Origin of the sequence: Nocardia concava NBRC 100430 (assembly GCF_000308815.1) — a bacterium.
Lineage (GTDB): Bacteria > Actinomycetota > Actinomycetes > Mycobacteriales > Mycobacteriaceae > Nocardia > Nocardia concava.
In genome coordinates, this window is record NZ_BAFX01000050.1 from 105,133 (window position 1) to 124,888 (window position 19,756).

19 protein-coding genes and 1 pseudogene are annotated in these 19,756 nt (G+C 68.9%); 8 read left to right on the plus strand and 12 right to left on the minus strand.

The genetic code is table 11. The annotated features are described in order from the left end of the window. The first annotated feature begins 57 nt into the window (after positions 1-57). Genes ON43_RS10710 through ON43_RS10720 form a run of 3 tightly spaced genes read left to right on the plus strand, consistent with a single transcriptional unit; the run spans position 58 to position 3,112 of the window. Positions 58-1,134 (plus strand): 2Fe-2S iron-sulfur cluster-binding protein, encoded by a 1,077-nt coding sequence (locus ON43_RS10710; protein ID WP_444543739.1) that lies wholly within the window; start codon positions 58-60, stop codon positions 1,132-1,134. A 19-nt stretch (positions 1,135-1,153) separates the two neighbouring features. Further along, positions 1,154-2,032 (plus strand): VOC family protein, encoded by an 879-nt coding sequence (locus ON43_RS10715; protein WP_040806313.1) that lies wholly within the window; start codon positions 1,154-1,156, stop codon positions 2,030-2,032. Positions 2,033-2,080: 48 nt separating this feature from the next. Beyond that, the gene (locus ON43_RS10720; protein ID WP_040806315.1) at positions 2,081-3,112 is read left to right on the plus strand and encodes a zinc-binding dehydrogenase; all 1,032 of its coding nucleotides are present in this window, start codon (positions 2,081-2,083) and stop codon (positions 3,110-3,112) included. Here the strand turns inward: ON43_RS10720 and ON43_RS10725 are convergent. Continuing rightward, on the minus strand, positions 3,085-3,936 hold the full coding sequence (locus ON43_RS10725; RefSeq protein WP_086007921.1) for a class I SAM-dependent methyltransferase: 852 nt from the start codon (positions 3,934-3,936) through the stop codon (positions 3,085-3,087). The genes ON43_RS10720 and ON43_RS10725 overlap by 28 nt on opposite strands. Positions 3,937-4,060: 124 nt before the next feature. Next, entirely contained in the window at positions 4,061-5,761 is a 1,701-nt protein-coding gene (locus ON43_RS10730; RefSeq protein WP_040806316.1) for a nitroreductase family deazaflavin-dependent oxidoreductase, read from the minus strand. Between the two features lie 150 nt (positions 5,762-5,911). Here ON43_RS10730 and ON43_RS10735 point away from each other — a divergent pair, with 150 nt between their 5' ends. After that, complete coding sequence (locus tag ON43_RS10735) at positions 5,912-6,490, plus strand: TetR/AcrR family transcriptional regulator (RefSeq protein ID WP_040806318.1); 579 nt, start codon at positions 5,912-5,914, stop codon at positions 6,488-6,490. Between the two features lie 6 nt (positions 6,491-6,496). Here the strand turns inward: ON43_RS10735 and ON43_RS10740 are convergent, their stop codons facing one another. The 5 genes from ON43_RS10740 to ON43_RS10760 all read right to left on the minus strand — a co-directional run bounded on the left by ON43_RS10740 (position 6,497) and on the right by ON43_RS10760 (position 11,345). Beyond that, positions 6,497-7,243 carry a short-chain dehydrogenase/reductase gene (locus tag ON43_RS10740; protein WP_040806320.1) on the minus strand — a complete coding sequence of 249 codons (747 nt, stop codon included), beginning with the start codon at positions 7,241-7,243 and terminating at the stop codon, positions 6,497-6,499. A gap of 149 nt (positions 7,244-7,392) precedes the next feature. Beyond that, the gene (locus ON43_RS10745; RefSeq protein WP_040806323.1) at positions 7,393-8,256 is read right to left on the minus strand and encodes an SDR family oxidoreductase; all 864 of its coding nucleotides are present in this window, start codon (positions 8,254-8,256) and stop codon (positions 7,393-7,395) included. Between the two features lie 120 nt (positions 8,257-8,376). Further along, a complete protein-coding gene (locus ON43_RS10750) occupies positions 8,377-8,913 on the minus strand; it encodes a PadR family transcriptional regulator (RefSeq protein WP_040806325.1) in 537 nt (178 codons plus the stop codon). Positions 8,914-8,955: 42 nt separating this feature from the next. Beyond that, a complete protein-coding gene (locus ON43_RS10755) occupies positions 8,956-9,831 on the minus strand; it encodes a ribokinase (protein ID WP_040806327.1) in 876 nt (291 codons plus the stop codon). Further along, positions 9,828-11,345, minus strand: coding sequence for an MFS transporter (locus tag ON43_RS10760; protein WP_040806330.1), 1,518 nt, complete (start codon positions 11,343-11,345; stop codon positions 9,828-9,830). Before ON43_RS10760 ends, ON43_RS10755 begins: the two co-directional genes overlap by 4 nt. A 60-nt stretch (positions 11,346-11,405) precedes the next feature. Between ON43_RS10760 and ON43_RS10765 the strand changes: the two genes are divergently transcribed. From ON43_RS10765 to ON43_RS10775, 3 genes are all read left to right on the plus strand, one after another. Beyond that, positions 11,406-12,674, plus strand: coding sequence for a glutamate-5-semialdehyde dehydrogenase (locus ON43_RS10765; protein ID WP_040806332.1), 1,269 nt, complete (start codon positions 11,406-11,408; stop codon positions 12,672-12,674). Between the two features lie 75 nt (positions 12,675-12,749). Beyond that, positions 12,750-13,634, plus strand: a complete 885-nt coding sequence (locus ON43_RS10770) for an AAA family ATPase (RefSeq protein WP_040806334.1) — start codon at positions 12,750-12,752, stop codon at positions 13,632-13,634. A 40-nt stretch (positions 13,635-13,674) separates the two neighbouring features. Then, a complete protein-coding gene (locus tag ON43_RS10775) occupies positions 13,675-15,138 on the plus strand; it encodes a vWA domain-containing protein (RefSeq protein ID WP_051178260.1) in 1,464 nt (487 codons plus the stop codon). A 31-nt stretch (positions 15,139-15,169) separates the two neighbouring features. Here ON43_RS10775 and ON43_RS10780 read toward each other — a convergent pair whose 3' ends face one another. Continuing rightward, positions 15,170-15,583: a YjbQ family protein gene (locus ON43_RS10780; RefSeq protein WP_040806406.1), complete on the minus strand. Its 414-nt coding sequence runs from the start codon at positions 15,581-15,583 to the stop codon at positions 15,170-15,172. 73 nt (positions 15,584-15,656) lie between these two features. Between ON43_RS10780 and ON43_RS10785 the strand changes: the two genes are divergently transcribed. After that, complete coding sequence (locus ON43_RS10785) at positions 15,657-16,544, plus strand: LLM class flavin-dependent oxidoreductase (RefSeq protein ID WP_040806335.1); 888 nt, start codon at positions 15,657-15,659, stop codon at positions 16,542-16,544. Between the two features lie 20 nt (positions 16,545-16,564). Here ON43_RS10785 and ON43_RS10790 read toward each other — a convergent pair whose 3' ends face one another. The 4 genes and pseudogenes from ON43_RS10790 to ON43_RS45745 form a co-directional block, all read right to left on the minus strand. Further along, on the minus strand, positions 16,565-17,506 hold the full coding sequence (locus tag ON43_RS10790; protein WP_040806336.1) for a hypothetical protein: 942 nt from the start codon (positions 17,504-17,506) through the stop codon (positions 16,565-16,567). Then, on the minus strand, positions 17,503-18,309 hold the full coding sequence (locus tag ON43_RS10795; protein WP_040806339.1) for a hypothetical protein: 807 nt from the start codon (positions 18,307-18,309) through the stop codon (positions 17,503-17,505). The genes ON43_RS10790 and ON43_RS10795 overlap by 4 nt, the downstream gene beginning before the upstream one ends. Next, positions 18,306-19,343 (minus strand): hypothetical protein, encoded by a 1,038-nt coding sequence (locus ON43_RS10800; protein ID WP_051178254.1) that lies wholly within the window; start codon positions 19,341-19,343, stop codon positions 18,306-18,308. The genes ON43_RS10795 and ON43_RS10800 overlap by 4 nt, the downstream gene beginning before the upstream one ends. Beyond that, positions 19,340-19,756, minus strand: a pseudogene (locus tag ON43_RS45745) (hypothetical protein); the annotation flags it as partial. The gene ON43_RS10800 and the pseudogene ON43_RS45745, both read right to left, overlap by 4 nt.

The following is a 19,756-nucleotide window of genomic DNA, read 5'->3' on the forward strand; positions in this document are numbered from 1 at the left end:
GGCCGGCACGCCGGTGAAACAGACAGCACAGGAATGGAACTGGAAGAACGCATGACGGTGACAGACTTCGAGGTAGACGAGGCCCTGGCCGCGGCGAAAGTGACCGGCATCACATCCGTGCGGGTCGTGCGCGTGGTGCGCGAGACCGCCGACACGGTGTCGTTGGAGCTCGCCCCGGAGGCCGAACATGCCGAGCGGTTCGCCTATCGTCCGGGTCAATTCCTGACCCTGCGCATCCCCAGTGACCTGACCGGTTCGGTGAGCCGCTGCTACTCGCTGTCGAGCGCGCCGCACGAGGACGGTCCGCTGAAGGTCACCGTCAAGCGGACCGTCGACGGCTACGGCTCGAACTGGCTGTGCGACAACGCCGCCGAGGGCCTGACCCTGCAGGCTTTGCCGCCCGCCGGGATCTTCACCCCGGGATCCCTGGACTCCGACCTGCTGCTGTTCGGCGGCGGCAGCGGCATCACCCCGGTGCTGTCCATCCTGAAAGCCGTGCTGGCGCAGGGCACGGGCCATTGCACGCTGATCTACGCCAATCAGCACGAGAATTCGGTTATCTTCGCCCGTGAACTCGCGGATCTGGCCGCCGCGCACCCGGATCGGCTGCTGGTGCTGCACTGGCTGCAGTCGGTCCAGGGGCTGCCGAGCGTGGCCGGCCTGGCCGCGTTGGCCCGTCCGTGGGCGGGCCGGGAGGTCTTCGTCTGCGGTCCCGGCCCGTTCATGGACGCGGTCGCGGCGGCGATGGCCGAGCTCGGCGCGGACCGCAAGCGCGTGCACAGCGAGAAGTTCGTGTCCCTGTCGGGCAATCCGTTCGAGACCGATACCGCCGCGGCCGATGTCGTGATCGACGAGGGCGATGCCGCCGTCGCGCGGGTCGAACTCGACGGCGAACACCACGAACTCGCCTGGCCGCGGCAGCAGACCCTGCTCGACACCATGCTCGCCAAGGGGCTGGACGCCCCGTACTCCTGCAAGGAGGGGGCGTGCAGCGCCTGCGTGTGCCGGATCGTCTCCGGCGAGGTGAGCATGCGCCGCAATGAAATTCTCGAGGACGCCGACATCGCCGACGGCTATGTGCTGGCCTGCCAGGCCGTGCCGGTCACCGACGACATCTCCGTCACCTACGACTGACAATCCGAGGAGTATCACCATGGCCGCGTTCGCCTCCCTGGGCTACGTGCGCGCCCGCATCGCCGATGTGGACGCCTGGCGCCGGTTCGCCTTCGACACCATCGGTTTCGCCGAGGGCACCGGACCCAATGCGGACTCCGTCTACCTGCGCGTGGACGAGCACACCTACCGCTTCGAACTGGTACCGGGCGAGCGGGACGAGGTTATCGCCGTCGGCTGGCAGGTGGCCGACCGCCGCTCGCTGGAGCTGGTGCGCGAGACGCTGGAGAAGGCCGGGGTCGCGGTCTCCACGCTGTCGGTGGCCGAGGCCGTGAACCGGCACGTCGAGGAGGCCATCGCCTTCGTCGACCCGTCCGGGTTCACCATCGAGGTCTTCCACGGGCCGCTGCTGGACCACTCGCCGGTGGTCGGCAAGTTCGGAAACCGTTTCGTCACCGGCGATCTCGGGCTCGGGCACGTGGTGCTGCCGGTGCGCGATATCGAGGAAGCGCGCCGGTTCTACACCGAGGTGCTGGGCTTCGCCTCGCGCGGCTCGTTCCGGGTCGGGCCGCCGGAGCATCCGATCTGGATCCGCTTCATGGGCGTCAACCCGCGCCACCACAGCCTCGCGCTGATTCCGGGCTCGCGGCCGGACGGGCCGGGCATCGTGCACGTCATGGTCGAGGTCGATTCGCTCGACGATGTGGGCCGTGCCCTGGACCGGGTGAACAAGGCGGGCTACCACCTGTCCTCCACGCTGGGGCGGCACACCAACGACAAGATGATCTCCTTCTATGTCCGCACGCCCGGCAACTGGGATCTCGAATTCGGTTGCGAGGGAATGCTGGTCGGCGCGGACTACGTCGCCGAGGAGATGACCGCCGACAGCTACTGGGGCCACGAATGGGCCCGGGGCTGACGGCCGAGTCGGCACACAACTGAATAACCGGTACGGAAGGACAGTGATATGCGCGCGGTAGTCATGCGAGACCGCAAGCTCGTGGTGGACGAGGTGCCGGACCCGGTGCCCGGGCCCGGGCAGGTGCTGGTGGAGACCATCGCCTGCGGGATCTGCGGGTCCGATAAACAGGCCCTCGACTACACCGACGAATTCCTGCAGGCCTCACGGGATTCCGGCGTGCCGACCTTCCTGTTCGACCCGCACCGGGACCTGGTGATGGGGCACGAGCTGGCCGCCAGGGTCATCGGCGCGGGACCGGACACGCCGTTCACCGAGGGGCAGCACGTGGTCGCGCTGCCGTGGGCGCTGGATGCCGCGGGCGGGATCCACGGCATCGGCTACTCCAATGACTTCCCCGGCGGGTACGGGGAGCGAATGGTGTTGCAGGCCATGGCCCTGGAACCCATCCCCGAGCAGGTGCCGCCGCACGTGGCGGCCATGACCGAGCCGCTGGCGGTCGGGTTCGGGAATGTGGCGCGCACCGGCATCGGACCCGACGGGACCGGCATCGTGATCGGTTGCGGCCCCGTCGGTCTGGGTGCGGTGGCGGCGCTGGCCGAACGCGGCGTCGCGCCGATCGTGGCCTCGGATCCGTCCAAGCTGCGCCGCGAGGCCGCGCTGCGCCTGGGCGCGCACCGGGTGGTCGATCCGGGTGTCGAGGATCCGGTCGAGGTGTGGCAGGAACTCGCCTCACCCGGCCAGAAACTGCACGTCTGGGTGTGCGCCTCGGTGCCCGGGCTGCTCAACGACCTGATGTACAAGGTGCCGCGCGAGACCGCCATCCTCCAGATCGGCGCGGTGATGACCGACGATGTCATCCGCCCGATCGTCGGCATCTACAAGGACATCTCCCTGCAGATGTGCATGGTCTACCCGCACGAGGAATACGCGAAGACCTTGCGGCGCATAGCCGATGGCACCGTGGACGCGGCCTCGCTGATCACCGATCAGGTCGGGCTGGACGGCGTCGCCGATGCCATCGAGTCACTGCGCAATCCCGACGATCACATTCAGATCCTGGTCCGGCCGGAGTTGTGAGCACGCACCAGCCGGCAGAAGTCGGCGGGGCGCAGGCCGTCGTCGCGCTGCCATAAAGCGGCGTCGACGGCCTCGCGTTGCGAAACGTGGTCCGCCACAGTGAAACCGTGGCGGTCGAGCAGGGCGGTCAGGTCCTCGGGTGAGAAGAAGCTCAGGAACGGTTCGCCCTGCCCCGCGGTGGCATTCAGCGCGAATTCGGCGTAGACGCGGCCGGATTCGTCCCGAAGCTCCGGTGCGATCGCGTACTCCATCACCAATTCGGTGCCCGGAGCGAACCCGGACAGCGTGGTGAGGGTGGCGGATATCGCGGCTTCGGTGAGATACATGCTCACGCCGAGCCAGCTCACCAACGCGGGCTTATCCCTGTCGAACCCGTGCGCCGACAATTCGGCGGCCAGATCATCACGCTCGAAATCGACACCCACGAATTCGGCCGTCGCGGCGTCGATTCCGGCGGCGTCGAGCAATTCCCGCTTCCACTCCTGGGTCGTCGGATGATCCACCTCGAACACCGCCACCCGCCCGGCCAGCGGTGACCGGTAGGCGAACGTGTCCAGCCCCGCGCCGAGGATCACGTACTGCCCGAACCCGTCCTCCAGCCGGGCCTCGGTGTAATGACTACGCGCATTGACCTGGCTGCGCGTGCCGCTGAGCACCGGATGATCGCCGAACCGCCGGTGATAGCCGATGAGTTCGTCGGCCCGCTCGCCCAGCAGCGCCCCGGCCACGGTGTCGCGGAACAGATGCGGCTCGCGATCCACGATCAGATGCGCCGCCCGGCTGGCCGCCGCGATCATCGCGGTCCGACTCGGCCCGTTCTCCATCGAATTCTCCCTACCATCGGATCGGCTGAATGCTGCGAGATCCGATGGTAGGCAGGAAAATTCGAATTCGCTTTCACCATATCACACGAAAATAAATTTCCGATTACGTGAAAGCGGCCGTGAATTATCGATCCGTGAAGGTGATTCGCACCGTCACCGGATCGCTCTCCAGGGCGGAGAAGACACCGCGGGTGAAGGGGGCCAGGGCCGGGTGGGGGGCGAAGGAGCGGGTGCGGGCGACCACGTCGTCGTCGGGGAGGAGGACGGCGGTGGCGGTGCGCCAGCGATCGCCCTGGCGGACGCGGACATTCGGGTTGGCGGAGAGGTTGAGGCCCCAGCCCGAGCGCAGGCCGTGCTGGCAGATGGCCCAGGCGCCGTCCTCGTCGAACAGCATGGAGACCGGAACCCGGCGTGGCTCACCGGATTTGCGGCCGATGGTCTCGATCTCGGTGGCGAAGGCGGTGCGGACGCCGATCTTGTCGAGGGCGCGGATGGTCGGGTTCATGACGTAGCGGCCCATGGTGCGTTCCATTCGGAACTTGCGGGCGGCCCGGTCGGCGGCCGAGCGCGGGGCGGCGGCGCGCTTGCTGCGGAAGGCGTCGAAACCATTGCGGCGCAGCATGGTCACCGCGGTGAGCCAGGGGGAGCGGTCGGGATCGGGATCCTTGCCGGCGCCCAGCAGGTGGAGCTGATCGGTGTGCCACTGCAGGTCGAGCGCGCCGTCGGCGGACTTCAGATTGGCGTTGGCCGCCAGGCGCGGCGGCAGGCCCAGGGAGATGTGCGGGGGCCGCAGGGTGTCGGTGCGCTCGGTGAGCAGATCGGCTGCGGCGGTGGGGATCACGGCGGTCGGGCGGCCGAGGCCGATGACATCGCAGGTGCCGTCGGCCAGCGCCTCCGCCATGGCGACCCGGGAGCGGAAGCCGCCGGTCACCGCGATCGGCACCGTGCCCGCGGCCCGCCGGGCCGTCTCGGCGTAGTCCAGGAAGTAGGCCTCGCGGGCGCGGGTACTCGCCGAGGCGCTGACGGGGCGGCCCATCATCGCGGGGGATTCGTAACTGCCACCGCTGATTTCGAACAGGTCGATGCCCTCGCCCGAGAGCTCCTCGATCACCGTGCGCGACTCGTCCTCGGTGAAGCCGCCGCGCTGGAAGTCGGCCGAGTTGAGCTTGATGCCCAGCCCGAATCCGGGGCTGACCGACGCGCGAATGCTGCGGGCCACCTCGACCACGAACTGCCGTCGCCGCGTGGCATCCCCGCCCCAGGCGTCGGTGCGCTGATTGGACAGCGGTGAAAGGAACTGGGAGACAAGGTATCCGTGTGCGCCGTGGATCTGAACGCCGTCGAATCCGGCGGCCTCCGCGACCCGGGCCGCGCGGCCGAAGCGCGCGATGATGTCGAGGATCTCGTGCTCGGTGAGCGCCCGGGGCGCGGGAACGCCGGGAATGCCCATGGCGATCGCCGACGGCGCGACCGCGCGCGTCCGTGTCACGATCGGATTGGCCTGCCGCCCCGGATGATTCAGCTGCACCCAGACCTTGGCCCCGCCGTCCTTGGCGATCTTGGCCCAGCGGGTCAGCGCCGGCAGGTGGCGTTCGTCCTCCATGGCGACGTTGCCGGGTTCGCCGCAGTGGCGGCGGTCGACCATGACATTGCCGGTGACGATCAACCCGTAGCCGCCCCGGCTCCAGCGTCCGTAGAGCCGCTCCAGCCGTGCGTCGGGAGCATTCTCGGCATTCGCCAGCCCCTCGCTCAGGGCCGACTTCATAATGCGGTTGGGCAGCACCTGGCCGCTGGCCAGCGGCAGGGGATCGTGCAGGGTCGGCATGCTTGGGCCTCTTTCATCTGATCAGACGCAGCACTGATTTCGACGCAGTCGATTCGAAGGTTCGAGCGGCGGTCTACACTTGAGGTAGACCAATCGGTATATCCGAAAACGGTAGTACACCGATCGGTATACAGCAAGGAGGAACCGTCCATGGGTGCCCGCGACCGCCTCATCGACAGCGCCATCGCCCTGATGCGCTGCAATGGCATCGCCGGGACCGGCATCGCTCAGCTGCTCGACCACAGCGGCATCTCGCGCCGGTCCGTCTACCTGAACTTTCCGGGCGGCAAATCCGAGCTGGTCGCCGAGGCCACCCGGGCCGCCGGTCAGGCCTCGAGCGCCCTCATGCGGACCGTCCTCGCGGGCAGCGATCTGGCCAGTGCCATCGCGGCCTTCCCGGCCATGTGGCGCGAGACGCTGCTGTCCACCGACTTCAGCGCGGGCTGCCCGATCGTGGCCGCGGCCCTCGGGCGCACGGAATCGCCGGAGGCCGCGGATGTGGCGGGGGAGACCTTCAGCGAATGGGAGGGCATCCTCGCCGAGCGGCTCGAGGCCGAGAATGTGGCGCCCGAGACCGCGCGCTCGCTGGCCACCACCATCGTGGCGGCCATCGAGGGCGCGGTCGTCATGTCGCTGGCGTCCCGCTCGACCGCGCCCCTGGAGCGCGCCGGGAAACAGCTGGCAGATCTGGTCGGGCTGTATACGGGGAAGAAGACCTCCGTCGCCTGAGCGCGTTCAGATCAGGCTCAGGCCACCGTCGATGGTGATGATCGTTCCGGTGGTGTAGCCGGAGCGGTCGGAGGCGAGAAACGCTGCCATATCGGCGATTTCACGGGTGTGGGCCGGGCGGCCGAACGGGAAGTCCGCGGCCATCTCGGCGAAACGGGCATTGGTGTCGATGAGTTTGGTGATGCGATCGGTCGCCACCGGGCCCGGATTGATGCCCACCACCCGGATGCCGTCGCGCCAGCTCTTGCTGCCGAGTGCCCGGGTGAAGGCCATGAGTGCGGCATTGCCGGTGCTGCCCGCGATGTAGTCGGCGTCGGGGCGTTCGCCCGCCGCGCCGATGACATTCACGACCACGCCCCGGCCCCGCTGCTTCATGCTCGCGTAGATCTTGCGGCTCAAGTTGATGTAGCCGAAGACCTTCAGCTCCCAGCCGTGCCGCCAGGCCTCCTCGTCGACGGTGGCGAGGTTGCCGCCCGGCACGTCACCGGCATTGTTGACCAGGATGTCCGGCGCGCCGACCACCTCGGCGAGGCGCTCGATATCCTCGCCCGCCCGCAGATCGGTCCGGTGCGTGTGCACCTCCACGCCGTGCTCGGCGCGCAGCTGCTCCGCGATCTCGTCCAGCTTCTCCTTGCCGCGCGCGGCCAGGTGCAGGTGGCAGCCCTCGGCGGCCAGTACCCGCGCGATCTCCGCGCCGATGCCCGCCGAGGCGCCCGTCACGAGCGCGGTTCTGCCGCGCAATCCCAAATCCATTGGCATATCTCCTGATTGTGTCTTCGGTGCCGATGCGAAACGTTGTGGACGTCCGCCCGGTTCAAACTTTTGGTCGAATGTCCACGTCGGTGGAATGGCGGATCGCCGCCATCTGTTCCCGACACCAGCTATGCCCGCTGCCAGGATCGCTACGCCACCGGGGCGGGCTCGATGCCGGACAAGCCGAGCGCGCGCTGAAAGACGCGGTCGCGCAGTCGCGCCGGGATGCGCGAGAGCCAGACCGCGAGTCGCGCATCCGAACCCGCCACGTACAGCGGCCTGGGCCGACGCGCCTCGACGGCACGGGAGATCGCGCCTGTCGCCACCTCGACCGGGGCGTAGCGCTGCCTCGCCGCGGCCTGATCGAACGCGGCGAGCTGGCGGTTGTAGAGGACGACCATCCGCGGATCCGCCTGTGCCAGTGCGGCTTCGGCCGCGGCGGCCGACTTGGCGAAGATCTCCGTGCGCATGGCCCCGAGCTGCACGATCGAGACCGGAATCCGCCACGGCGCCAGCTCGACGCGCAGCGATTCCGAATACGATTCCAGCGCCGCCTTGCTCGCGCCGATCGGGCCCAGGAAGGGGAACCCGACCCGGGCGCTGGCCGCGCTGACATTCACGATCCGGCCGCCGCCCGTGCGCAGCAGCGGCAGGAACTGCTGGATGACGCGGACCGGGCCGTGCACATTGACCTCGAACTGCCGATGCCACTCGGCGATCGGCACCAGTTCGGTCGGGCCCTGGACCAGCACGCCCGCATTGTTGATCACGGCGTGCAGTCCTTGTCCGTCTTGGTGTTTCGCCACCTGTTCGGCGGCGGCTTCGACGCTGTCGGAATCGGTGACATCGAGGGTGAGCTGGGTGATGCCGGTGGCATCGAGGTCCGGCGTTGCGGTGCGGACCCCGGCGTAGACGTGGAATCCCTTGGCGGCCAGGGAAAGTGCGCAGGAGCGGCCGATGCCGCCGCTCGCGCCGGTGAGCAGGATCGCGCGGGTGCTGGTGGCTGTTGTCATGTGAAGCCTCGGATCGAATCGCGGTTGATACGCATGCCCGGGTACATGAACAAGAGTACATGTCCCTTGGTACATGTCAATGGATGGCGATATCCCGCTCGATTCGAATCCCGCTGTGGGCTAGCTGTTTTCCCCGTCGATCTCGTCGCGCGCCCATTCGGCCCACTCGGCCAGCGCCTCGTAGAGCCGGATTCCGGCCTCGACCGCGATCCGCTTGGACTTGGCGTGCGGGTCGAGCTCGCCGAACTCGCCGCGGTCCTTGGCCAGGGCCAGCTCGCGGTACATGGCCGCGGTGTCGCCGAAGTACCGGCCCTCGCGCTCGAGATGCTCGTCCAGATCCTTCGGATCCATGAGCCAGAAGAAGAACGAGCGCAGCAGCGGTTCCAGCCGCAGCGTGTGATCGACGTCCTCCTCGACCAGCCACCGCCGCACCTCGGCCAGCCCGGTCTCGGTGATCCGGTACGCCTTACGCCCCCGCGCGCCCTCGCTGTCGATCTCGATCATGCCCGCCTCGGCCAGCTTGCCGAGCTCGGAGTAGATCTTCGGATGCCGGGCGGGCCACACCGGACCGAGCGCCTCCTGGAAACGCTGCGCCAGGTCGTAGCCGCTGGCGGGTCCCTCCGCCAGCAATCCCAGTAGCCCGTGCCGCAGCGACATCCCGCACCTTTCCTAGAACCTGAACCCCATCATCACACCCGGCTAGCGCGCGGCGGTGTCGGCGAGCGCCCGGCGGATCTCCTCGAGCTCCGGAATCGAGGCGCTGGCACCCAGTTTGGTGGTGGCCAGCGCGCCCGCCGTGCACGCCCAGGCCAGGGCGGTCTGCGGTCCCTCGTGCCAGTGCGCGGCCAGCGCGCCGGTGAAGGTGTCACCCGCGCCGGTGGTGTCCACGACCTTGACCGGGACGCCGGGATGCGACAGCGTGACGCCGTCGGGTCCGCGATAGGACGCACCCGCCGCGCCGAGCGTGGTGATCACGTGGGGGACAGGGGCGAGTGCCTCGGCCAGGTGGGCGGCTTCGCCCTCGTTGACCACCGCCACATCGACCTCGGCCCACAGCTCGGGTGGAAGTTCGCGCACCGGAGAGGGATTCAGCAGGACCGTGGTGCCGTTCGCTCGTGCGTGCCGGGCGGCTGCCAGTACCGTCGGCACCGGAATCTCCAACTGGCACATGAGAACATCCGCCGCCGCGATCGTTTTCAGCTCCGCCGCGGTCAATTCCGTCATCCGGCCGTTGGCTCCGGCCACCACGATGATGGTGTTCTCGCCATCCCCGTCGACCACTATGGTCGCGATGCCACTGGGCCCGTCGACCGTCCGCAGCCGCGAAACCTCAACCCCGGCCTCGCTCAACACATCCCGCAGCGCCGTCGCGAACACGTCGTCCCCGACCGCGCCGACGAACTCGACCTCGGCCCCGGCCCGCCGCGCGGCGATCGCCTGATTCGAGCCCTTGCCGCCGGGCACCAGCGCGAATCCGTCCCCGGAAACCGTTTCGCCCGCCTCCGGCCGCCTGCCGACGGTCGTCACCAGATCCATATTGATGCTGCCCACCACTGCGATTCGGGGTGCGGTCATGCGAGCCGTTTTCCTCGAGCCGGGGTGCGGTTGGGTTCCAGCGGTGGGCTGGCGACGGCCGAGAAGCTGCGGCATTCGGGTACGCACTCGGGCGGGGCCTGGCGCAGGGCGTCATCGCGAACGGTGAAGAAGGCGAGGGCGGCGGCCGCGACCATCAGGACCACCGAGGTGAAGATCGCGAGGCGGAAGCCGTGATCGAAGGCGGCCGGATCGTTGTAGGCCGAGCCGGTGAGACCGGCCAGCGGCGGAATGGCCGCCACGGCCAGGAGACCCGCGGCGCGGGCGACCGCGTTGTTGACGCCGCTGGCCACGCCCGCGTGGCGTTCGTCGGCGGTGGCGAGCACGGTGGCGGTCAGCGGGGCGACGGCGAGGACCAGGCCGAGGCCGAAAACCAGTGCGGCGGGCAGGACATCGCGCAGATACGAGGTGTGGATGCCGATGCGGGTCATGAGCAGCATGCCCGCGGCGGCCAGCAGGACGCCGATCGTGATCGGCCAGCGCGGGCCGATGCGCTGGGCCAGCGCTCCCGAGCGCGCCGAGAACAGCAGCATGAGGACGGTGACCGGGAGCATGGCGGTGCCCGCGGCGATCGGGCTGAACCCGGCCACCACCTGCAGGGTGAGCACGAGCAGGAAGAAGACCACGCTCATCGCGCCGTACATGACGAAGGTGACCACATTGATGGCGCTGAACTGCTTGGAGGCGAACACGTCCACGGGCAGCATGGCCGAGGGGTCGGTGCCCGGGCGCGAGCGCCGCCGCTCCACCACCACGAAGGCGACCGCCGCCACGACGCCCACGATCGCGCTGCCCCACACCAGGATTCGATTCGCATCATGTTCGGGGGCCATGGTCAGCGCGTAGGTGAACCCGGCCAGGCATAGGGCCGCCAGCACCGCGCCGAGCACGTCGAACTTGCCGTGCGCCGCGGTGTCACGGGTCTCGGGCACATGCCGTGCCGTCACCGCGACCACCACCGCGGCCAGCGGAATATTGAGCAGGAACACCCAGCGCCAACCGGCGGCCTCGACCAGCCAGCCACCCAGGAACGGTCCGATCGCACCGGCCACGCCGCCCAGTCCGGACCACGCGCCCACCGCCTTGGCCCGTTCGTCGGGCCGGAACGAGGCCTGAATGATGGCCAGTGATCCGGGTGTCAGCAGAGCTCCGCCCACACCCTGCAGGGCACGCGCCGCGATCAGCATCGAAACATCCTGCGCCGCACCACATAAGGCGGAGGCAATGGCGAACCACACGACGCCGATGAGGAAGACCCGCCGCCGCCCGTACCGGTCGCCCAGCGACCCGCCCAGCAGGATCAATCCCGCCAGCGTCAGCGTGTACGCGTTGACCGTCCATTGCAGTCCGGCCATGGACGCGCCGAATTCGTCGCCGATCCTGGGCAGCGCCACATTCACGACGGTGGCGTCCAGCATGGCCATCCCGGAACCGAGGACGGTCGCGAGAAGAACCCATCTGCCGGTGCCCGAGGACAACCGGATGCTCGCGGTCATGGGCCCCACCGTAACAACCTGCCCCGACAGGGGGCGGAATGTAATAAGTAATCTGTTCACATGACTGCTCCCACGACCACCGACCGGGACGCCGTTCGCGAGGTGGTGCACGACTCGGCGCGCCGGGCTCGGGTGGCGTCGCGGACGCTCGCCCAGCTCACCACCGCGCAGAAGGACGCCGCACTGCACGCCGCGGCCGATGCGCTGCTCGCGGCCAAGGACGCCGTACTCGCCGCCAATGCCGAGGACATCGAGACCGCCAAGGCCGGCGGCACCGCCGACTCGCTGCTGGATCGGCTGCGGCTGACCGAGGCCCGCGTCGACGGGATCGCCTCGGGGCTGCGGCAGGTGGCCGGGCTGCCGGATCCGGTGGGCGATGTGGTGCGCGGGTCGACGCTGCCCAACGGGCTGGAGATCCGCCAGGTGCGGGTGCCGCTCGGCGTCGTGGGCATGGTGTACGAGGCGCGGCCGAACGTCACCGTGGACGCCTTCGGACTGGCGTTGAAGTCGGGCAACGCGGCGCTGCTGCGCGGTTCGTCCTCGGCGGCCAAATCCAATGCGGCGCTGGTGAAGGTGCTGCGGGAAGCCTTGGAAGCGCAGGGGATTCCCGCCGATGCGGTGCAACTGCTGCCGTCGGAGGACCGCTCCAGCGTGACCCATCTGATCCAGGCGCGCGGTCTGGTGGACGTGGTGATTCCGCGCGGCGGCGCGGGGCTGATCAATGCCGTGGTGCGCGACGCGCTGGTGCCGACCATCGAGACCGGGACCGGCAACTGCCACGTCTTCATCCACCGGGACGCGGATCTGGATATGGCCGAGTCCATCCTGATCAATGCCAAGACCCGGCGGCCGTCGGTGTGCAATACCGCCGAGACGGTGCTGATCGACCGGGCCATAGCGGATTTCGCGGTGCCGCGGATGATCAAGGCGCTCGAGGACTCCGGGGTCACCATTCACGGTGACCTGCCCGGGCTGGTGCCCGCCACCGAGACCGACTGGGCGGACGAATACCTGTCCCTCGATATCGCTTTGAAGGTCGTCGACGATCTGGACGCGGCCGTCGAGCACATCAACGAGTGGGGCACCGGGCACACCGAGGCCATCGTGACCGGCGATCTCAAGGCCGCCCGCGAGTTCACCGCTCGCGTGGACGCCGCCGCCGTCATGGTGAATGCCTCGACCGCCTTCACCGACGGCGAGCAGTTCGGCTTCGGCGCGGAGATCGGCATCTCCACCCAGAAGCTGCACGCGCGCGGGCCCATGGGCCTGCCGGAACTGACGTCGACCAAGTGGATCGTGTGGGGCGACGGCCAGATTCGGCCCGTGTAGTGGTAACCCGGCTTCGCCGGTTGGAATTGGGGTCTGGGGGCTTCCCCCAGACCCCCGAATAAGGAGGGACCGCCCGTGGCTCCGACCACCGCACCCAGCCAGGAGCCGATCTTCTCGTCGGTCGACGATGTGATCGAGCGGCTGGCCGGCACCGGCTACCTGGCCGACAAGGCCACCGCCACTTCGGTTTTCCTCGCCGACCGGCTCGGCAAGCCGCTGCTCATCGAGGGTCCCGCCGGTGTCGGCAAGACCGAGCTGTCCAAGGCGGTCGCGCAGGTCGCGGGTGCGGAGCTGGTGCGGTTGCAGTGCTACGAGGGCGTGGACGAGGCCCGCGCCCTCTACGAGTGGAACCATGCCAAGCAGATCCTGCGCATCCAGGCGTCCTCGGAAAACGATTGGGCCGAAACCAAAGCCGACGTCTTCACCGAGGAATTCCTGCTGGAACGCCCGCTGCTGACCGCCATCCGGCGGGATGAGCCGACCGTGCTGCTCATCGACGAGACCGACAAGGCCGACGTCGAGATCGAGGGTCTGCTGCTCGAGGTTTTGAGCGACTTCTCGGTCACCGTGCCGGAATTGGGGACCATCAGCGCCACGCGCAAGCCGTTCGTGGTGCTGACCTCCAATGCCACCCGCGAGCTGTCCGAGGCGTTGAAGCGGCGCTGCCTCTACCTGCACATCGACTTCCCCGACGAGGATCTCGAGCGGCGCATCCTGGCCAGCCGGGTGCCCGAGCTCAAGCCCGCGGTGGCGGCGCAGCTGGTGCGGATCGTGCACGTGCTGCGCGGCATGCAGCTCAAGAAGCTGCCGTCGGTGGCGGAATCCATCGACTGGGCGCGGACGCTGTTGGCCCTGGGGGCAAAGGATCTCGACGACAAGACCGTGCGGGCGACGCTCGGGGTGGTGCTCAAGCATCAGGCCGATCATGTGCGCGCGCAGTCCGAGCTGAAGCTGGCCTGACATGACGGAGAACCGGCAGCGCGGACTGGTTTCGGCTGCCATGCGGGCGATTTCGGGCGGCACGCCCGCCAAACCGGTGACGGTGCCGGGGCCGACGGCCGAGCACGGGCTGCAAGGGCATCTGGTCGGGTTCGTGGAAGCCTTGCGCGGCAGGGGGATTCCGGTCGGGCCATCCGAAACCGTGGATGCTGGACAGGTTCTCACCGTCTTGGACCTCATGGATCGCGAGGCCCTGCGTGAGGGCCTGGCCTGCGCGCTGCTGCGCCGCACCACCCAGCGCTCCACCTTCGACGGCATGTTCGACCTGTGGTTCCCGGCCGCGCTCGGCGAGCGGGTCGGGGCCGCGGAGGTCGAGTTGCCGATGCGGCCCGACGGCATGGTCGACATTCTCGAACTGCGGAAGATGCTGGCGGAGTTGCTGATCCAGGATCCGTCCGGGGAGCAGGCGCAGCAGTTGCAGGCGCTGGCCGCGCAGATGGTCGAGCAGATGGGCCAATACCAGGCCGCGGGCGGGCCGTCGTTCTCCGCGTATCAGACGTTGAAGGACCTCCAGCCCGAACTGCTGGTGAGCAAGATCCTCGCGGGTCTCGCGCAGGGCATGGACAATGCCGGTTTCGACCCGTCCGGTTTCGACGCCGAGGTCGCCCGCCGCACCGCGCGCCAGCGCATCAAGGATTTCCGCGGCACCGTCGAGGCGGAGACCCGCCGCCGCGTCGCCGAACGCATCGGCCGCGACCGCGTCGCCACCTACGGCGTCGCCCGCCAGGCCGAGGACGCCGACTTCCTGCGCATCTCCCAAACCGAACTCGACGAGCTGCGCCGCAGCAGCCAGCGCCTGGCCCGAGTCCTCGCCTCCCGCCTGGCCGCGCGCCGCCGCCGCTCCCGCCGCGGCGAGATCGACCTGCGCAAGACCATGCGCAAATCCATGTCCACCGGCGGCGTCCCCGTCAACCTGGTCACCCGCAAACCCCGCCCCGGCCGCCCCGACCTCGTTCTCCTGTGCGACATCTCAGGCTCGGTGGCAGGTTTCTCCAGCTTCACCATGCTCCTGGTCAACGCCCTCCGCGAACAATTCTCCCGAGTCCGCATCTTCGCCTTCGTAGACCAAACCGACGAGGTAACCCAACTCTTCGACTCCAAAACCCCCCTCGACCAACTCACCCGCCGCATCTTCACCGAATCCAAAGTCGTAGGCATCGAAGGCCACTCCGACTACGGCTCTGCCCTCGAAGGCCTGGCTGCCAACTTCCCCGACGCCGTAACCAGCCGCACCTCCCTCCTAATCCTCGGCGACGCCCGCACCAACTACCGCGACCCCGCCCTCGAGACACTCCGTCAGCTGGTCGGCACCGCCAAACACGCTTACTGGCTCAATCCAGAAGCCGAAAAGATGTGGGGTACAGGAGACTCCGCGGCCACCAAATACGCCGACATCATCGAAATGCACGAATGCCGCAACGCCCGGCAACTAACCGCCGTCGTGGCCCGCCTGCTACCGGTCTAGCAGGACTACAGACGCCCGACGGCGGGTGGGCTCACCCCGCCAGGAACGACAACCGCACCTGCCGCACCGGATTGTCGACATTGAGATCGACCATCGCGATCGACTGCCAAGTCCCCAACGCCAACTCCCCAGCCAACACCGGCACGCTCGCGTACGGCGCGATGAGCGCAGGCATCACATGCGACCGCCCATGCCCCCGCGACCCATGCGCATGCCGCCACCGATCATCAGCAGGCAGCAGGTCCCGTAGCGCCGCCAGCAGATCCTCATCACTCCCCGCACCCAGCTCGATCAACGCGATCCCCGCGGTGGCATGCGGTACGAACACGTGCAGCAGCCCGTCATCGCCACTCGCCACCTCGCCCAGGAAGTCCACACACTGCGGCGTGAGATCGTGGACGACTTCGCTACGCCCGGTCTTCACCTCGATCACCCTGCTGTCCATACCCACCATCGTCCTCCACCCCGGCTCGGCCACCGCGGCTGACTCGCCCGGGTTCGACTGGCATGATCGCGGCGTGGACCTACGATTCGGAATTCAGTTGGCGCCGACGGTGACCGAGCTGCCGCGGTTGCGGGAGATGGCGAAGGAGGCGGACCGGGAGGGGCTGGAGCTGCTCGGGGTGCAGGATCATCCGTATTCGGGTGGGTTGGCGGATACGTTTGCGGTGATTGCCACGGTGTTGGCGGAAACCGAACGGCTGCGGGTGTTTCCGGATGTGGCGAGTTTGCCGTTGCGTGGGCCGGCCATGTTGGGGAAGCAGGCGGCGACATTGGATTTGTTGAGTGGGGGGCGGTTCGAGCTTGCGTTGGGGGCGGGGGCTTTCTGGCCCGCGATCAGTGCGATGGGTGGGCCGACGCGCACGAATCCTGAAGCGCTGCAAGCGCTGGAGGAGGCCACCGCGATCATTCGTGCCATGTGGCAGCCGGGCACTAAGGCGAAGGTCGACGGCGCTCTCTATCGGGTGCACGGCGTCCAATCCGGCCCTGCCCCGGCGCATCCCGTCGGCATCTGGTTCGGCAGTGTCGGTCCGAAGGCCAATGTCCTCACCGGGCGCATCGCCGACGGCTGGGCCGCACCCATCCCGCATTACCTCCCGTACGAGAAATGGCAAGCGACACAGGACATCATCTCCGCTTCCGCCATCGATGCGGGCCGTAAACCGGCCGACATCATGCGGATGGCGCAGTTGGTCGGAACGATCACCGACACCCCGGGCCCGGTCACCCTCCGGGGTGAGGAGAAGATCCGCACCGACGCGGCGGGCTGGGCTCGAATCCTGGCCGACTTCGCCACGGAGACCGGGTTCGACACCTTCGTGTACTGGCCGGAGTCCGCCGACGAAACCCAGCTGCGCCGCTGGATCGGTGAGGTCGTACCGGCCACCCGGGCCCTGTGCGCCTGACCGTTTTCGGGGCCCCGAGCTCAGTTCTCGGGGCCCAATTCGACGACGGTGCCCGGGTGGGCGAGTGAGGCGACGGTGATGCGGCCGCCCTTGGCCTGATCGATGATTTGCCCCTGCCAGGCGACGAAGCAGGAGGCGATCTCGCTGTTGTAGATGTTGTTCAGCACCGGGGCGAGGGCTTTCGCCAGGTCGCCCTCGGCGGCGATGAGCTGGCTTCGGTAGGGGCCGTAGTAGGGCAGGATCGCCTGCAGCACAATGGCTTCCACGCCCTGGACCTGGCTGATGATCGGATCGATGAGGGGCTGGTAGCGCGTGATGACCGGCGCGATCTCGGCGAGGACAGGGCCGACCAACTGCAGGATCGGCTGATAGACCGAACCCAGGGCGAACGCTTCCGAGGAGAACGGGCCCGCCAGCGGGGCCAGACCGATCAACGAGGCCAGGCCGCCCTGTTGCTTCGGTGCGGGCCAGCCCAGCGGGCAGGCGGGCTGGGTGTTGACCGCGACCGTCGCGAACGGACTGCCCGCGCCGAGCGGTACGGCGCCGTCGGCGGCCGGGCTCTGGCCGAGCGGGACGCTGCTCGCGGGCGCCTGCGCATCGGGACTCAGCGCGACGGTGCTGCCCGGGGCGGTGCCCAGGGGTACGGCGGCGCCTGGGGCATTACCCAACGGCACCGCGGCCGCCGGAGCATTACCCGAGGGCACGGCGGCGGGAGCCGCCGGTGCACCCGGGCTCGCCGCCGGTCCCGCCGGAATCGGAGCGGGTGCGACGGTCACCGCGGTCGCCGCGGATTGCGGTGCGGCGGCGGCCTGTTCGCCCGTCACCACGATGGTCGGCACCCGCTCGTCGGCGCGCACGGTCAGCGTGGTGGCCGCGGCGGCGCTGCCCACCACGGTGAGCGCGGCGATCGCGCGCAGGGCATGGACCGCGGCGGGACGGCGGGGCGAGTCGGCGATGGTCATGGGTTCGGCTCCTGGTGTTCGTAGACGCCCTCCAGATGCCACACGCCGGTGAAGCCGTTGAAAGGCCCGCCGACGATGAGGCTCGTCCACTGGAGGGTGAACGCGCGGGTTTTCGGGTCGTAGCTGCCGGTGGCCGAGGGGCCCTGGGCGGCATCGGATTTCGGCCGGTCGAACCACTGGTGGGCGACCCAGTCCCAGGCCTTCTGCACCTGCTCGGCGCCGGCCACCTGCGCGCCCTGCTTCTCCGGCGGCTTGGGCGCACCCTGGTTGAACTCCTGGTCGTTCCAGGACGCCGCCCAGGCCGACAGATCGGCGGTGAGCTTGCCGCCGTTGTTCACCACCGTCGGCGGCGGCACCTGGCGCTGGGTCTGCGGATCGACCGGATTGGTGGAGATGCCGAACTCGACGGCGAAGAACTTGGTCGGCTTGGTGATCGAATCCGACAGTGAATTGCCCTGGGCGAAACCGGGTTTGGGCTCACTCTGATAGCCGCCCACCCGCAGTCCACCGGCCGTGCCCGGCTCCAGCAGGGTGGTGGAACCGCCCTGCGCGGGGGAGTCGCCATTGGGCATGTACGGACCATTGTCGGGGGTGCCACCCGGCTGCACCATGCGGAACCAGGTGCCGCGCACGGTATTTCCGTCCACGGTGCCAGGGGTGAACCGGAACAGGCCCACCAACTGCTCTGGGCCGCTGGCGGACTGCGGCGAATCGGCGCTACCGCAGCCCGCGGTGAACAGCGCGGTGGCGGCCAGCACGGCGGCTGCCACGCGGACCCGGGTACTGGGACGTGAGAACCTCATTCCGGTTCACCTCCGGTGGAATCGGTTCGGCCGGAGCCGGTTCGGAATGGCCGAAGCCCGGCCAGGGCCAGGCCCGTGACCAGCAGGCCCGGTATCAGGAAGCCCCACGCCAGGCCGCGGAAAGCGGTGAACCCGAGCGGGTGGGTGACGTCGTTCAATGCGACGACGGCGTCGAAATTGCCGATATTGTCGTTCATGGTGCCGACCAGCGCCGCGAAGCGGGAGGTCATGGGCTGCCAGCGGTTCTCCAGCGCGGTGATGCCGGAGAGATCGGCCTCGGGGTGCGCGGCGCGAACCGCCCCGGCGTAGCGGCTGTTCAATTCGCCGTCCGCGGCGACCAGGGTGACGAAATAGCCCTGGACCCGGCGCACGTGCTCGGTGGTCAGGATCGGCCGGAACCCGTCGATGACCGGTTGCGCGGCCGGACCCGCCGCGAAAAGCCCTGCCGCCAAGGGCGTCACGACCAGCGCGAGACCCGCCAACCCCGCGAAGGCCCGCCACGTCCTGGCCCGCGAGCCGTTCCCGGCGGCGCGGAAACCGGCGATTCCGGCACCGATCAGCACCACGCCGGGCAATGCCAGCAACCAGGGCAGGCTGCCGAAAGGCGCTGTGCCGGAGAGTGTCCGGTAGTTTCCGCGATTGGTGTCGATCGCGTCGAGCATGGACGAGATATCGGTCCGGATGCCCGGATAGTCCCGGACGAACTGATCCACGCGGGGATACTCACCCGCTGGCGGCGAAACCGACTGCAGGGTAACGATATTCGTGCGGGCGTCGTCCAGTACCCGCAGATCCGAGCGGTAGCCGTCGATACTCTGCTCGGTCACGTACGGGCCGAAGGCGTCGATCATGGCCTCGCCCTGCACCGCGCGCGGGAACATGCCCGTGGCCACCGGCGCGGCCACCAGCAGCACGCCGAGTGCCGCCAGCACGGCGAACGGCCATCGCGCCGTGACTCGTTCGGGCGCCCGCTCCACCTGGGAGACGAATTCGGAGTAGGCGGGCAGGCCCGAGAACGCGGACACGGTGCTCATCGCCGTATTCGGACCAGGCGGTCCGCGCCGAAGAACACGCCGGTGCCGATGATCGCGACGATCAGCAGGACCGGCACCAGCCATGGATAGCGTTGCCCGCGCGGTATTTCCACGGTTTTGGTCGCCAGGACCGGCGCGGCCTGAACCGGCGATGCCGGTGCGGCGGCGGGCTGGGACGCCGGGGCTGCGGCCGCGGGCGCTTGCGGCGCGCCCGGTTCTGCGGCCGCCGGAGCCGGGGCCGTAGCCACCGGAGCCTGGGCCGCGGCAGGCGGAGCCGAGCCCGGGGCCTGCGGCGCGATCGACGCCGCCGCGGGCGCACCCTGCGGCAGGCTGCCGCGATACTGCCCCGCCAGATGCCACAGCCCGGTGAAGTTGTTGAACGGCCCGCCCACGATCTGGCTGGTCCACTCGAT